At 59.5% G+C, this 13,917-nt stretch carries 11 protein-coding genes; 8 read left to right on the forward strand and 3 right to left on the reverse strand.

Annotated elements, in window-relative coordinates:
* Window positions 1-4: 4 nt before the first annotated feature.
* From G5533_RS02860 to G5533_RS02875, 4 genes are all read left to right on the forward strand, one after another.
* A complete protein-coding gene (locus G5533_RS02860) occupies window positions 5-2,881 on the forward strand; it encodes a formate dehydrogenase subunit alpha (protein ID WP_429058253.1) in 2,877 nt (958 codons plus the stop codon).
* Window positions 2,882-2,885: 4 nt separating this feature from the next.
* Window positions 2,886-3,512, forward strand: coding sequence for a formate dehydrogenase FDH3 subunit beta (fdh3B, locus tag G5533_RS02865; RefSeq protein ID WP_441254451.1), 627 nt, complete (start codon window positions 2,886-2,888; stop codon window positions 3,510-3,512).
* Complete coding sequence (locus G5533_RS02870) at window positions 3,509-4,480, forward strand: formate dehydrogenase subunit gamma (protein ID WP_005334792.1); 972 nt, start codon at window positions 3,509-3,511, stop codon at window positions 4,478-4,480. Before fdh3B ends, G5533_RS02870 begins: the two co-directional genes overlap by 4 nt.
* Window positions 4,481-4,639: 159 nt before the next feature.
* On the forward strand, window positions 4,640-5,050 hold the full coding sequence (locus G5533_RS02875; protein WP_013723543.1) for a hypothetical protein: 411 nt from the start codon (window positions 4,640-4,642) through the stop codon (window positions 5,048-5,050).
* Window positions 5,051-5,137: 87 nt separating this feature from the next.
* Here the strand turns inward: G5533_RS02875 and G5533_RS02880 are convergent, their stop codons facing one another.
* Entirely contained in the window at window positions 5,138-5,902 is a 765-nt protein-coding gene (locus G5533_RS02880; protein ID WP_441254452.1) for a substrate-binding periplasmic protein, read from the reverse strand.
* A 275-nt stretch (window positions 5,903-6,177) separates the two neighbouring features.
* On the opposite strand from G5533_RS02880, the gene G5533_RS02885 reads away from it, so the two are divergent.
* Entirely contained in the window at window positions 6,178-7,893 is a 1,716-nt protein-coding gene (locus tag G5533_RS02885; RefSeq protein ID WP_236396763.1) for an NAD-dependent malic enzyme, read from the forward strand.
* Window positions 7,894-7,980: 87 nt separating this feature from the next.
* Here G5533_RS02885 and G5533_RS02890 read toward each other — a convergent pair whose 3' ends face one another.
* A complete protein-coding gene (locus G5533_RS02890; RefSeq protein WP_441254453.1) occupies window positions 7,981-8,322 on the reverse strand; it encodes an RT0821/Lpp0805 family surface protein in 342 nt (113 codons plus the stop codon).
* Entirely contained in the window at window positions 8,319-9,446 is a 1,128-nt protein-coding gene (locus G5533_RS02895; RefSeq protein WP_441254454.1) for a hypothetical protein, read from the reverse strand. Before G5533_RS02895 ends, G5533_RS02890 begins: the two co-directional genes overlap by 4 nt.
* Before the next feature lie 306 nt (window positions 9,447-9,752).
* On the opposite strand from G5533_RS02895, the gene G5533_RS02900 reads away from it, so the two are divergent.
* The 3 genes from G5533_RS02900 (at window position 9,753) to G5533_RS02910 (ending at window position 13,840) form a co-directional block, all read left to right on the forward strand.
* Window positions 9,753-10,991 carry a uracil-xanthine permease family protein gene (locus tag G5533_RS02900; protein WP_005347636.1) on the forward strand — a complete coding sequence of 413 codons (1,239 nt, stop codon included), beginning with the start codon at window positions 9,753-9,755 and terminating at the stop codon, window positions 10,989-10,991.
* A gap of 550 nt (window positions 10,992-11,541) precedes the next feature.
* Window positions 11,542-12,273, forward strand: a complete 732-nt coding sequence (locus tag G5533_RS02905) for a substrate-binding periplasmic protein (RefSeq protein ID WP_441254455.1) — start codon at window positions 11,542-11,544, stop codon at window positions 12,271-12,273.
* A 40-nt stretch (window positions 12,274-12,313) separates the two neighbouring features.
* Window positions 12,314-13,840, forward strand: coding sequence for a methyl-accepting chemotaxis protein (locus tag G5533_RS02910; protein WP_421212002.1), 1,527 nt, complete (start codon window positions 12,314-12,316; stop codon window positions 13,838-13,840).
* Window positions 13,841-13,917 lie beyond the last annotated feature (77 nt).

The raw sequence follows: 13,917 nt of genomic DNA on the forward strand, positions 1-13,917 counted from the left end.
ACTCATGAAACTGACAAAACGTGCCGAGCAGCCCCAGGCGGGCGAGCAGGGCAATCAGGCCATTCGCGGTCAGGGGCTGACCCGTCGCGCCTTTATGGTCAACTCCGGTCTGGTAGCCGGTGGCGCCGTGGCCGCCGGTTGGCTGGCGCCAGCCATGATGCAGCGGGCCGAGGCCAAAACCGTGGCGGCCGAGGTGCCGGTCGAGGTGAAGCGTACCATCTGTTCCCACTGCTCGGTGGGCTGCGGCGTCTATGCCGAGGTGCAAAACGGCGTCTGGACCGGTCAGGAACCGGCCTTTGATCACCCCTTCAACCTTGGCGGTCACTGCGCCAAGGGGGCGGCCCTGCGCGAGCATGGCCACGGCGAGCGTCGCCTCAAGTACCCGATGAAGCTGGTGGGCGGCAAGTGGCAGCGCATCAGCTGGGATCAAGCCATCGAAGAGGTGGGCAACGAAGTGCTGCGCCTTCGCAAGGAGTCCGGCCCCGACAGCGTCTACTGGCTCGGCTCCGCCAAGCACTCCAACGAGCAGGCCTACCTGTTTCGTAAGATGGCGTCGCTTTGGGGCACCAACAACGTGGATCACCAGGCGCGGATCTGCCACTCCACCACGGTCGCTGGGGTCGCCAACACCTGGGGCTACGGCGCCATGACCAACAGCCTGAACGACATGCACAACAGCAAGTCGATCATGTTTATCGGCTCCAACCCGGCGGAGGCCCACCCGGTCGCCATGCAGCACATCCTGCTGGCCAAAGAGCGCAACGGCTGCAAGATCCTGGTGGTCGACCCGCGTCGCACCCGCACCGCCGCCAAGGCTGATATGTACCTCTCTCTGCGTCCGGGTACCGACGTCGCCTTTATCTGGGGCATGCTCTGGCACATCTTCAAGAACGGTTGGGAAGACAAGGAGTTCATCCGCACCCGCGTCTACGGCATGGACGAGGTGCAAAAAGAGGTGGCGCGCTGGACTCCGGCCGAAGTGGAGCGGGTGACCGGCCTCAACGAGCAGCAGGTCTATGGCGCCGCCAAGCTGCTGGCCGACAACCGCCCCGGCTGCGTGGTCTGGTGCATGGGCGGTACCCAGCACACCACAGGCAACAACAATACCCGCGCCTACTGCATCCTCGAACTGGCCCTCGGCAACGTGGGCAAGAGCGGGGCGGGCACCAACATCTTCCGTGGTCACGACAACGTGCAGGGCGCCACCGACTTTGGCGTCACCTCCGACTCCCTGCCCGGCTACTACGGGCTGGAAGAGGGCTCCTGGAAGCACTGGGCCCGGGTGTGGGATGTCGATTACGAGTGGATCAAGGCGCGCTTCGACAACAAGGCCTACAACGGCAAGCTGCCGATGAACAACAACGGCATTCCGGTCTCCCGCTGGGTGGATGGGGTATTGGAGAACGCCGATCTCATCGAGCAGGGTTCCAATATCCGCGCCATGTTCTACTGGGGCCATGCGGTCAACTCCCAGACCCGCGGCCCGGAAATGAAGAAGGCGATGCAAAAGCTCGACATGATGGTGATTGTCGACCCGTATCCCACAGTCGCTGCCGTCATGAACGATCGCACCGACGGCGTCTACCTGCTGCCGGCCACCACCCAGTTCGAGACCTATGGTTCCGTCACCGCCACCAACCGCTCCATGCAGTGGCGCGACAAGGTGATAGAACCCCTGTTCGAATCCAAGGTCGATCACGAGATCATGTATCTGCTAAGCAAGAAGCTCGGCTTTGCCGACCAGCTGTTCAAGCACATCAAGGTAGAGAACAACCAGCCACTGCTGGAAGACATCACCCGCGAATACAACCGCGGCATGTGGAGTGTGGGTTACACCGGCCAGAGCCCGGAACGGCTCAAGGCGCACCAGCAGAACTGGCACACCTTCCACAAGACCAACCTCAAGGCCGAGGGCGGCCCGGTCAGTGGCGAAGTGTACGGTCTGCCCTGGCCCTGCTGGGGCACCCCGGAGATGAAGCACCCGGGCAGCCATATCCTCTACGACACCAGCATTCCGGTATCGGAAGGGGGCGGCGGTTTCCGTGCCCGTTTCGGCATCGAGTATCAGGGCGTCTCGCTGCTCGCCGAAGACTCCTGGCCGAAGGGGAGCGAGGTGGAAGACGGTTATCCCGAGATCACTGCCGACCTGATGAAGCAGCTCGGCTGGTGGGATGAGCTGACCGAGGCCGAGAAGAAAGAGGCCGAGGGCAAGAACTGGAAGACCGATCTCTCCGGCGGTATCCAGCGGGTCGCCATCAAGCATGGCTTCGTGCCCTACGGCAACGCCAAGGCGCGCTGCGTAGTGTGGACCTTCCCGGATCAGGTGCCCAAGCACCGCGAGCCGCTCTACACCCCGCGCCGGGATCTGCTGGCCGACTACGCCACCTGGCCTGATTCGAAGAGCCTGTGGCGCCTGCCGACCCAGTACGCCTCGGTGCAGGAGAAGGACGTCAGCAAGGAGTTCCCGATCATCCTCACCTCCGGCCGTCTGGTGGAGTACGAGGGGGGCGGTGACGAGACCCGCTCCAACCCCTGGCTGGCTGAATTGCAGCAGGAGATGTTCGTCGAGATGAACCCGGCGGATGCCAACGATGTCGGCGTGCGCGACGGTCAGGATGTGTGGGTCGAGGGGCCGGAAGGGGGCCGGGTCAAGGTGAAGGCGCTGGTGACCCCGCGGGTCAAGCCGGGGCTCGCCTTTATGCCGTTCCACTTCGGCGGCCACTTCGAGGGCAAGGATCTGCGATCCAAATATCCGGAAGGGTCTGACCCCTATGTGCTGGGGGAGTCGGTCAACATAGTCACCACCTATGGTTATGACCCGGTCACCCAGATGCAGGAGACCAAGGTCACCCTGTGCCGTTTTCGCAAAGTAGGAGCCTGATCCCATGGCCAGAATGAAATTCATGTGTGACACCAAGCGCTGCATCGAGTGCAACGGCTGTGTGACGGCGTGCAAGAACGAGAACGATGATGCCCTGGAGTGGGGCATCCAGCGCCGCCGGGTGGTGACCCTAAACGACGGCCTGCCGGGGGAGACCTCCATCTCGGTCGCCTGCATGCACTGCACCGACGCGCCCTGCATGGCGGTCTGCCCTGCCGACTGCTTCTATCACACCGACGACGGCATCGTGCTGCACAACAAGGATCTCTGCATCGGTTGCGGCTACTGCCTGTTCGCCTGCCCGTTTGGTGCCCCCCAGTTCCCGAAGACCGCCGCCTTTGGCGATCGGGGCAAGATGGACAAGTGCACCTTCTGCGCCGGTGGCCCGGAAGAGGATCACAGCGAAGCGGAGCGCCAGAAGTACGGTGCCAACCGCATCGCCGAGGGCAAGCTACCCATGTGTGCCGAGCTCTGCTCCACCAAGGCGCTGTTGGCGGGGGATGCGCAGGTGATCTCCGACATCTTCCGCGAGCGGGTTGCCTATCGTGGTGCCAAGGATGCGGCTTGGGGTAATGGCGATGAGTTGTTCCAGGATGCCAGCAAGCTGAACAAGCAGGGAGGGGCGGCATGAAAACCTGGCTAATGGCCCTGTTTGCTGCCCTGCTGCTGGTGAGTACCGCAAGTTTCGCCGATGCCGAGAAAGAGGCGGTCGGCTTTGCCGGCGCCGATTACTGGCGGGCGGTGAAGGATGGGCAGGAGGGGGTGACCACCTCCCGCTCGCCGGAGCACGGGGTGCTGATCTCGGTGCCGGGCCAACTCTGGTTCGAGGTGAAGACCAAGTGGGTGTCGCCGCTCGGCGCCATCGCTATTTTCGGGTCGCTCGCCATGTGTGGCCTGATGTATCTGGTGGTGGGGCAGACCAAGCTCTCCAAACCGCGCACCGGGCGCAAGCTCAAGCGCTGGAGCAGGCTGGATCGGGCGCTGCACTGGACCACGGCGGCCATGTTTCTGACCCTCTCCGGGTCGGGGCTGGCCATCATCTATGGCAAGTACTTCATCAAGCCGGTGGTGAGCCTCGGGGTGTGGGAGAACTGGATCTGGTTTGCCAAGGTGTTCCACAACTATGTAGGGCCGCTCTTCTTCCTCTGCCTGATGGGGGTGCTCATCAAGTGGTTCCGCCACAACATCGTCAACATGGTGGATGTACAGTGGTTCATGAAGTTTGGCGGCATGCTCGGCAAGCACAAGGGAAGTCACCCCTCGGCGGGCTTCTCCAACGGTGGCGAGAAGGCGATCTTCTGGCTGCTGATCTGGTTTGGCGGCATTGTGGTGGCGACCGGGCTGTTCCTCGACTTCCCTATCTTCGGCCAGCTGCGCCGTCAGATGGAGTGGGCCAGCTTCATCCATATCGTCGGAGCGCTGATCCTTATCTGCGGCTTTATCTTCCATATCTACATGGGTCTGTTCCAGCTGGAAGGGGCGCTGGAGGGGATGGTGACCGGCGAGGTGGACGAGACCTGGGCCAAGGAGCACCATGACCTCTGGTATGAAGAGGTGAAACACACCCTCGATGAGCCCAAGGCGGGCAAATCAAGCTGATGGTCGACAAAGAGTAAAGAGAAGGGGCGCTACGGCGCCCCTTTTGATGGCGGGTCGATCGTGATGGCAAATTGATTGAGCGATGCCGCAAACGGTGATGGTTTTTTGGGCCACCTTGAGCAACAGTAACAGGGGTTCCATTGACACAAGGGATGACAAATGATGAGAAAAGCATGGCTGGCCGCGGTATGTGCATCTGCGCTCTTCGGTGGTATTGCGGGCGTGGCGCAGGCGGCTGACGGGATCAAGACTCAGCAGGTGCAGTTCAAGAAGGGGGAGTCAGGGGCGACTATCAACGGCACCATTCAAGGTAGCCAGACCCTCGATTACAAGCTGACGGCCAACAAGGGCCAGAGCATGGTGGTGATCCTGACCGGCAAGCCCTACTTCAATATTCTGCCGCCGGGCAGCAAGGGGGAGGCGATGTTTATCGGCTCTACGGAAGGGAACAACTTTGAGGCGACCCTGCCTGCCAAGGGCACTTATACCATTCGGGTCTACCAGATGGGGGCGGCCGAGAGCAGCAAGGCCAAGACGCCGTTCAAGCTGGAGGTGGGCATCAGCGGCTAATGCCTGCAGCTGACAAGCATCACAGAGGTGGCGGCCACAAAGGGCCGCCACCGTTGTTTTATCCCCTCTGTTTTTGCTTCGCCAAGGTTAATAGTCCCTCCGGGAAAGCCGTTCGAAGTAGCGCTTATAACGTCCGCTGGCGATGGCCTGCTGCAACTGCTGATTGAACTGATCCCGCAGTTTGGCTGAATCCGGCATCTTGCGCGGGAACATCACGAAGCTGTCGTTGCGCAGAAAAGGGGTCTGACTGTGGGTGATGAGTGCCGCGCTGGCGGGATCGAGCTGGCTCTGCAACTCGGCCAAACCGACTCGCAGCTCTTGCGGATAGAGGTCGATCCGTCCGCGCAGCAGCTTGCCGAAATTCTGTTTCACGTCGGTGACTTTCTGTTGGGTTACCTTGCCATCGGCCACCATCTTGTCCAGCTCGGGCCCGTAGCTATAGGCGATATCGCCCCCCAACCGCATGCCGATGATCTGCTCAAGGCGCTCGGCCTGCAGCTGCCGTGATTTGAGGGAGAAGAAGACAAACTGCTCCTGCAGCACCGCTTCGCTAAATAGAAAATCCTGCTCCCGCTCCGGTTTGTGCATCCAGACGGCGGTGGCGTCGTAGAGCTGGCTGTTGGCCGCCAGCGAATAGACCCGACCCCAGGGGGCGAAGTGGAACTTCACCTCATAGCCCGCCTCCTTGAACAGATCGCTGATGAGGTGGGCCACTGGCCCGTGCTGTTTTGACTGCTCGGAGACGAAAGGGGGCCATTCACCCACGATGATGTTGAGTACCCGGCCCGGTGCGGCGAGAGCCGACTGGCAGGCAAGCAGTTGTGACAGGGCAAGGAGCAGTATCAGACGCATGGCGAGAGGAGGCAAAAGCTGGCTGAAAAAGTCGAGGGCATCAGGTCACTCCCGGCTGCGGCATGGTGAAACGTTGCGGAATTGATCGCAATGCTAGCATGAGTCTCATTCCTCTCCGTGGATATTTATCACTCGGGGAGTGAGATGAGCGGATTTTGGCCACAGGGTATGCCCAAGCTCACAAAACCGATCGAGTAAACGTCATATGATTGATTTCATTATGAGTCTTGCTCTCCTGCCGAACGGCAATTTCACGTAAATCAAAGAGAATGACTATGGCTACCGGACAATATCTGCTGTGGAAAGATGCACAGGGACAGGATTTTCGCCCCGTTGCGCTGACCGGCACTGATCTGCTTAACAATCGATACCTCAACAAGGGCACGGCCTTCACCGAACAGGAGCGGGCCGATTTTGATCTCGATGGTTTGCTGCCGCCTCAGGTACAAACTTTTGAAGCCCAGCTCGAGCGAGTGTATGAGGGGTTCAAGAGCGCTTGCAGCGATATCGAGAAGTACCAGAACCTGCGTGCTCTGCAGGATCGCAACGAGACTCTCTTCTATGCCCTGTTGTCACGCCATGTGGAGGAGATGACTCCCTATATCTATACCCCGACCGTGGGCAAGGCGTGCCAGGAGTTCAGCCACCGCTTCCAGAAGCCGCGCGGCCTCTACATTACCCCGGACAACGTGGATGACATGGGCAGTCAGGCCCGCCACTTCGATGCCAAATCGATCCGCATCATAGTTGTCACCGACAGCCAGGGCATTCTGGGGATCGGCGACCAGGGTGTTGGCGGCATGGGGATCCCCATCGGCAAGCTGGCGCTCTATACCCTGGGGGCCGGTATTCACCCCGCCTGCTGCATGCCCATCGCGCTGGATGTGGGCACCGACAACCAGAAACTGCTCGATGATCCCATGTATCTGGGGCGCCCCCACAAGCGTATTCGCGGCAAGGAGTATGAAGAGTTCATCGACAAGTTCGTGCAGGGGGTCAAGCGCCACTTCCCCAATGCCGTGCTCCAGTGGGAAGACTTCAGCAAATCCAATGCCTTCAACAATCTGGCCCGCTACCAGCAGGCACTGCCGTCATTCAACGATGATATTCAGGGCACCGGTGCCGTGGTGCTGGCCGGTATCATAGGCGCGGTCAAGGTCAAGGGGGAGACCCTGGGCCAGCAGAACTATCTGGTCTACGGCGCTGGCGCTGGCGGGGTTGGTGTCGCGGATCAGATCTGCGCGGGGATGATCCGTGAGGGGATGGATCCGCAGGCCGCGCGGGATCGCATCTACATCCTGGATACCCAGGGGCTGGTGTGCGACAACCGCGAGGGACTTGACGAGTACAAGCGTCGCTACGCCAAACCGGGGCTGCTGCTGGCAGGCTGGGACACCGAGGTGCCCGGCAAGGCCAATCTGGCCGATGTACTGCGTCATGTGCCCATTACCGTGCTGCTGGGTACCAGTGGCTCGGGCGGTGCCTTCCAGGAAGAACACATCCAGCTGATGCTGCAGCATTGCGAGCGCCCCATGGTGTTCCCGCTCTCCAACCCGACCGCCAACTGTGAAGCGCTGCCGGAGGATATCTACCGCTGGAGCAAGGGCAAAGCCATCGTTGCAACCGGTAGTCCGTTCAAGGACGTGAGCTACGAGGGGCAGGAGTTCCGGGTGGGGCAGGGCAACAACGTCTTTATCTTCCCCGGTGTAGGTCTGGCGGCCATCGTCAGCCAGATCCGCGAGATCAGCCCGGATATCTTCACCACCGCCGCCTTTGCGCTGGCCGAGTGCGTAAGCGAAGAGGATCTGGCCAAGGGAGCCGTCTATCCGCGTATTCGCGAACTGCGCAACATCTCGGTGCATGTGGCCACCGCCGTGCTCAAGGATATCGTGCGTCGGGATCCGTCCCACCCGCTGATCGGGCAGGATCTGCATCAGCATATCCTCAACCACATGTGGGAGCCGGTTTACCTGCCCTATCGTCGGGTATAACCGCGTATTCACCACCCCGATAAAGGGTCGGTAAAGATGACAAGGGGGTAGCGCTGCTACCCCCTTTCGTTTACCCCGTGGCATTCACTAAGTTCGCAATGGTCGCCAGCGCCCTTGCTGATTGCGACAGGCGGTATCCTGCCACTGCTGACTCGCCTGGCCGATATAGAGTTGCTCGCGATAGTCGCGACACCACTCCCCGCTGGCATGGAGGAAGGTGCGTAGCGGCGTGACGCTGCCCGAGTGACGATTAGCCGGATTGAACCAGGTGAGGCTCTGCCCTTTGGTGCGGGTTTCCAGCGCTTTGGCAAGGGCCTGATTGGCCAGTTGAACATCTGCCTTATCCATCTGATGGTAAAGCGGCGGGGTGTCGACCGTGGCGCAGCCAGCGAGGCCGAGCAGGAGGAGTGTTAGCAGATAACGCATCATGGTTGCCCCTGTTGGCGAAAACCGTTGTTGAGCAGCGCCCGCTCCTGCTCATCGGTAAGCACTTGCTGGCGATCGTCGACCGTGCCATCGCCCCTGAGCTTGTTGCCGTTGGCATCGACGGCATCCACACCGTTGTCATCGACCGTGCCATCACCTCTTAGTTTGTTGCCGTTGGCATCGACGGCATCCACGCCGTTGTCATCAACGCCATTGCCAAACCCGCGGCCACCCCCATGGCGTTCTCCCCCTGCATGTTTTTCTCCACCAGCATGCCGTTCACCTCCACCATGCTGCTCTCCGCCGGCATGCTCGCCCTGGCCGCCACTGTCATCGCTGCCCCCATCGCTGTCGCTGCCACCGCCGCTGTTGCTGCCCCCATCGCTGTCGCTGCCGCCGCCGCTGTCGCTGCCTCCACCGCTATCGCTGCCTCCACCGCTATCGCTGCCTCCACCGCTGTCGCTGCCTCCACCGCTGTCGCCACCACCACTGCTGCCCCCACTGCCACCATCGCCATCTTTGTTGTGAACGATCAGCTCATTGGCGATGTAGCTGTGGCTGCCATCGAGCAGCAGATTGAAGAGTGCGGTAGTGGGAGACGCCTCGATCCAGCAGAGTGACTCAACCAGCAGTAATTCCGGCTGGGGTTGCAGGGCCAGATTGCCCGCCACCATGACAGGTGCCGGGCGACACATTATCTGCATGCCGGTAAATAGCGGCAGCACCGCCAGTTGCGGGTTTTCGGTTCGGGTCATGGCCGGTGAGATGGCCGCCCAGCCCTGCGTGGTCAGCAGAGGGTGCTCTGCGGTAAAGAATGGGGGCAGATCATTGATCCCGTAGAGTCTGCGCTTGCCCAGTATGACCCGTTCGATCGCCAGGATCCGGTTACTGCCGCCGTGTTGATCCAGCACTCGTTCACCGACCCGGAGCGTCTCTATGGGGCGGGTGGAGCCATCGGCCATCGTGATGCGAGTGCCGGCGATAAAGCAGGACTTGGCATAGGCCTGATTCATTTGCCACTCATTGTGGGCGAAATCATAACTGAACGGGTTCGCAAACAGGGCGAGAGCGATGGCCGAGCCGATCAGCAATCTGCGCTGGCTGGCCTTGAATGGGGGCTGTGACATGGGGACTCCTTGTCCATCTTGATTCACAGGATCCATTATAGAGCGCGCCCCTGGTGGCGGCATTTTTGACCATGAACACAATAAACATGATGGAAAAACGATTGGCGTTCGTCACAATAATGCGTAAAATCGCATACTCGATGCTTGTAGCAACGAATCCCGCCTAAAAAGCTAGTTTCATGCCCTTCCCAAGCAGTAAAAGGTAACAGGTGACGCATTTGTGTTCATTTTGTGCCTTGAAAAAGTCTTGTGATGACTGAAAAGTGATAAATATCCCCATCAGTTATCAAAAAATTAAGGACATCCATGTTTTCCTTAGTCAAGCAAAGTGTCGCCGGGCTGCAAATCCTGTTTGTCGCCTTCGGTGCCATGGTTCTGGTGCCCCTGCTCACCGGACTGAACCCCTCCATGGCCCTGCTTGGCGCCGGTGTGGGCACCCTGTTGTTCCAGCTCTGCACCCGCCGCCAGGTCCCGATTTTCCTCGGTTCCAGCTTTGCCTTTATCGCTCCCATCATCTACGCCACCCAGACTTGGGGATTGCCATCCACCATGTTTGGCCTGTTTGCCGCCGGTTTCATGTATTTCATTCTGGCTGCGCTGATCCGGGCAAAAGGGATGGGTTTTGTGCACAAATTGCTGCCCCCGGTGGTGATTGGCCCGGTGATCATGGTGATCGGTCTTTCTGTGGCGCAGGTTGCCTGCAACATGGCGATGGGCCGCGCCGGTGGTGAGCAGGTGGTTCCTGCGGGGACTGCGCTGACGCTGGCCGGTATCTCGCTGGCGGTCACCCTGATTGCAGCTGTGTTCTGCAAGGGGTGGATCAAGCTGATCCCCATCCTGTGCGGTGTGATTGCCGGTTATGTCTCGGCGGTGTTCATGGGCCAGGTGAGTTTCGATGGCATGGTGAACGCCCCCTGGCTGGCGCTGCCCCACTTCGAAACCCCGGAGATCAACTGGGCTGCTGCGTTGTTCATGTTGCCGGTAGCCATCGCCCCCTGTATCGAGCATATCGGTGGCGTGTTGGCGATTGGTGGCGTGACTGGCAAGGATTACACCAAGGATCCGGGTTTGCATCGTACGCTGGCCGGTGACGGTATCGGAGTCTGCTTCGCCGGTTTCATCGGTGGCCCACCCGTGACCACCTACGCCGAAGTGACCGGTGCCGTGATGATCACTCGCAACTTCAATCCGGTCACCATGACCTGGGCTGCGGTGTTTGCCATCATTCTGGCCTTCTTCGGCAAGTTCAATGCGTTGCTCACCTCCATCCCGATGCCGGTGATGGGCGGTATCATGCTGCTGCTGTTCGGATCCATCGCTGCCATCGGTCTCAAGACGCTGGTGGAATCCAAGGTGGATCTGGGACTGTCGCGCAATATCGCCATCGTCGCCGTGACTCTTACTGTCGGTGTCGGTGCGCTGGAGATGAAGATTGGCGACTTCGCGCTGGCCGGTGTTGGCCTGGCCTCCGTTGCCGCCATCCTGCTCAACCTGATCCTGCCTGCGCACTCCGAAGAAGGTGTGATGGACGCCGCCAAGGATTGAGTATCGCCAGACGTTCATCGTTAACTTGTAGAAGGCCACCTCGCGGTGGTCTTCTCTGTTTCGGTTCTCTCGCGCCACTTTTCGGCTCTGCGGAGCTCATCTGGAATCTAATTTGGAAGTAGATGAGGGGGTTAGCACTCTCATTTGACGTATCTCTTTTCGTGACCTTAGCTAAAGGACAGGTTTGGCTCTGAGGTCTCCTCGAGCAGTATGGGAAAATGGATGTTGGCGTTTTCTATCATTTCTCTCCCAGACCCTGGTCATTAAACGATGCGCTTCTGCTTCGCCACAGCGCTGTTGTATGGCAGAGGTTTATCCGCCCCCTCCACACTCCCCTCATGCTGCCCTGGCATGTTTCCACCTCGATTTGTCGTGAGCCTCCCCCGCCGATTGCGTTTCGTTGCGCACTGGCAAAATCCGGATCTGTTTGCTGCTGCACATGGGTGGGCGGCGAGCCGTGAAAGCCGGCATGACCCCAGCGGGTCAGATGTGCACCGCCATCGGTAACGGCGGATGTTCAGGGATGAATGGCAAGCAAAGCGAGGTTGCAATGAACTATCAACTGCTGTGGAAAAGTGCAATTTTTTCAGTCTCTTCCATGATGGCGATAAGCGCAGTTCAGGCTGCGCCACTGAACGTGATGACCGAGGATTACCCTCCGTTCAACATGCAGGGGGAGGGGGGCAAGATTGTCGGGCTATCGACCGAGGTGGTCGAAGAGCTGCTCAAGCGTGCCGGCGTCGAATACAAGCTGACCCTGATGCCCTGGAAGCGGGCGTATGAAGATACCCTCAGCACTCCCAACACCGCACTCTACTCCACGACTCGTACCCCGGAGCGTGAGGCGCTGTTCAAATGGGTGGGGCCGCTGGTCAATAACAACTGGGTGTTCTTCTCCAGCTCGACGGCCAATATCACAGTCTCTTCACTGGAAGAGGCCAAGCAGTATTCGGTGGGGGGCTACAACGGTGATGCGGCAGCCGAGTATCTTAAGGCACAGGGATTTGCCAAGTTGCAGCTGGCAGCCAATGACACCGCCAACGTGAAAAAACTGGAGGCCGGTCGTATCGATCTCTGGGCAACCGGCCAGTATCTGGCGCCCTATCTGGCCAGCAAGGAGAAGGTGGCCTCACCCAAGCCGGTCTTCGTGTTCAAGGAAACCCAGATGAGTTTGGCGTTTAACAAGGATACGCCCGATGAACTCATCAACAAGCTCAACGAGGTTCTGGCAGCCATGAAAGCCGACGGCACCATCGAGAAAATCAACGCCAATTACCAGTAAGTTGTACTGTTCCTGCTGCCGTTAATACCGGGAGGAAGTCATGGATTGGAAAAGTCTGAAGTTCAGGATTGCCGTACTGACTTCCCTCTCGGTGAGTCTGCTACTGGTACTGTTTGGTGGTTATAACTACAGCTCGGTGAGGGAAGAGAGCTACAGCAAACAGGCTCAGCTGGTCGAGCAGGCGATCAAGCGACTGCAGCTCTCCTTGCCTGGCCCTTTGTGGAATTATGAGTCGGCCTTTATCGAGGCATCGCTCAAATCCGAGCTGGCGGCCGATATGCTCAGCACACTGCTGGTGGTCAACAAGGAGAAGCTGGTGGCCGGGTTTGCCCGCGATGCAGCGGGCACTATTTCCCCTGTAACGGCCATACCCGCCGATACGGCGGCCTATGGGGGGTATGATCTGGTCTACGACGACAGCGGCCAGAAAAATACCGTGGCCAGATTGCTGGTCGAAACCAGTGATGCGGCCATTCAGGCCAACTTGCGCCAGCAGTTGATCACCACTGTCTGGCAGATCCTGGTACTTGATATCTGTATCATTGCCTTGTTGATGGTACTCATTCATCGCAATGTGCTGAGACCACTTCATCAGATGAATCTGGCGGTGTTCGATTTGGCCAGGGGAGAGGGGGATCTGACCCGGCGTCTCAAGATCCTCCGTCAGGATGAGATGGGCGCGCTGGCCACCAACATCAATCACTTTATTGCCAAGCTTCAGGAGATGGTGGCCGAAATCAACGAGCTCTCTGCTGGCGTGCTGCAGACCGCGGAACGTTGTGACACCCTTGCGGCGGATACTCGGGGCGCCAGTGATGCCCAGCAACTGGAGCTGGATCAGGTCGCGACTGCCATTACCGAGATGAGCCAGGCGGTGCAGGAGGTGGCAGGTAATGCAGTGAAGACTGCTACGGCGACCGATGAGGCCAACCTTTATGTCGAACAGGGCTACAATCTGGCCGGTCATGCCAATCAGGCGATTCACCAGCTGGTGGGAGAGGTGGAACGGGTGGCGGGGCTGATGCGCTCCCTCTCTACCGAGAGCAGCAGCATCGGCAATATTATCGAAGTGATCAATGGTATTGCCGAGCAGACCAATCTGCTGGCGCTCAATGCCGCCATCGAGGCGGCGAGGGCTGGGGATCAGGGGCGCGGTTTTGCGGTGGTGGCCGATGAAGTGCGAACCTTGTCAGGTCGTACCCGTCAGTCGACCGAAGAGATCAGTGCCAGCATCAAACGGCTGCAACAGGCGACCCAGAATGTTGGTGCCGGGATGCTGCTGAGCCAGGAGCAGGCCTCTCGTGCGGGAGCCGAAGCAGCTGATGTACAGATATCGGTGGAGAAGATAAAAAACCAGGTCAGTCTGATCCGCGAGATGAACATGTATATTGCCCAAGCCTCGGAAGAGCAACACTCGGTAGCGGAGGCGGTGAGCCATAGCGTGAACCGGATAGCCACCCTTAATAGCGAGAGCGCGGCCAGGGTAGTGCAAGTGGCTGAAGCCAGCAGCGATTTGCGCCAGCTCTCCGGTCAGCTCGATACCCTCCTCAAGCTGTTTCGGGTCTAGAGAGCACATACGCCCAGGGGGGATCCTCGGTGCGAGCGATGGTCGCGATCACGCGCGCAACGGGTGGTCGTGGTGTT

The organism is Aeromonas sp. A600620 (assembly GCF_029479985.1).
In the GTDB taxonomy this organism is placed as follows: Bacteria; Pseudomonadota; Gammaproteobacteria; order Enterobacterales; family Aeromonadaceae; genus Aeromonas; species Aeromonas veronii_A.

What these genes read in the sequence shown, in the direction of transcription:
- G5533_RS02895 (WP_441254454.1), bottom strand. Translation starts at nt 9,446, where the DNA reads ATGTCACAGCCCCCATTCAAGGCCAGCCAGCGCAGATTGCTGATCGGC.
- fdh3B (WP_441254451.1), top strand. Translation starts at nt 2,886, where the DNA reads ATGGCCAGAATGAAATTCATGTGTGACACCAAGCGCTGCATCGAGTGC.
- G5533_RS02870 (WP_005334792.1), top strand. Translation starts at nt 3,509, where the DNA reads ATGAAAACCTGGCTAATGGCCCTGTTTGCTGCCCTGCTGCTGGTGAGT.
- G5533_RS02905 (WP_441254455.1), top strand. Translation starts at nt 11,542, where the DNA reads ATGAACTATCAACTGCTGTGGAAAAGTGCAATTTTTTCAGTCTCTTCC.
- G5533_RS02890 (WP_441254453.1), bottom strand. Translation starts at nt 8,322, where the DNA reads ATGATGCGTTATCTGCTAACACTCCTCCTGCTCGGCCTCGCTGGCTGC.
- G5533_RS02885 (WP_236396763.1), top strand. Translation starts at nt 6,178, where the DNA reads ATGGCTACCGGACAATATCTGCTGTGGAAAGATGCACAGGGACAGGAT.
- G5533_RS02860 (WP_429058253.1), top strand. Translation starts at nt 5, where the DNA reads ATGAAACTGACAAAACGTGCCGAGCAGCCCCAGGCGGGCGAGCAGGGC.
- G5533_RS02910 (WP_421212002.1), top strand. Translation starts at nt 12,314, where the DNA reads ATGGATTGGAAAAGTCTGAAGTTCAGGATTGCCGTACTGACTTCCCTC.
- G5533_RS02900 (WP_005347636.1), top strand. Translation starts at nt 9,753, where the DNA reads ATGTTTTCCTTAGTCAAGCAAAGTGTCGCCGGGCTGCAAATCCTGTTT.
- G5533_RS02875 (WP_013723543.1), top strand. Translation starts at nt 4,640, where the DNA reads ATGATGAGAAAAGCATGGCTGGCCGCGGTATGTGCATCTGCGCTCTTC.
- G5533_RS02880 (WP_441254452.1), bottom strand. Translation starts at nt 5,902, where the DNA reads ATGCGTCTGATACTGCTCCTTGCCCTGTCACAACTGCTTGCCTGCCAG.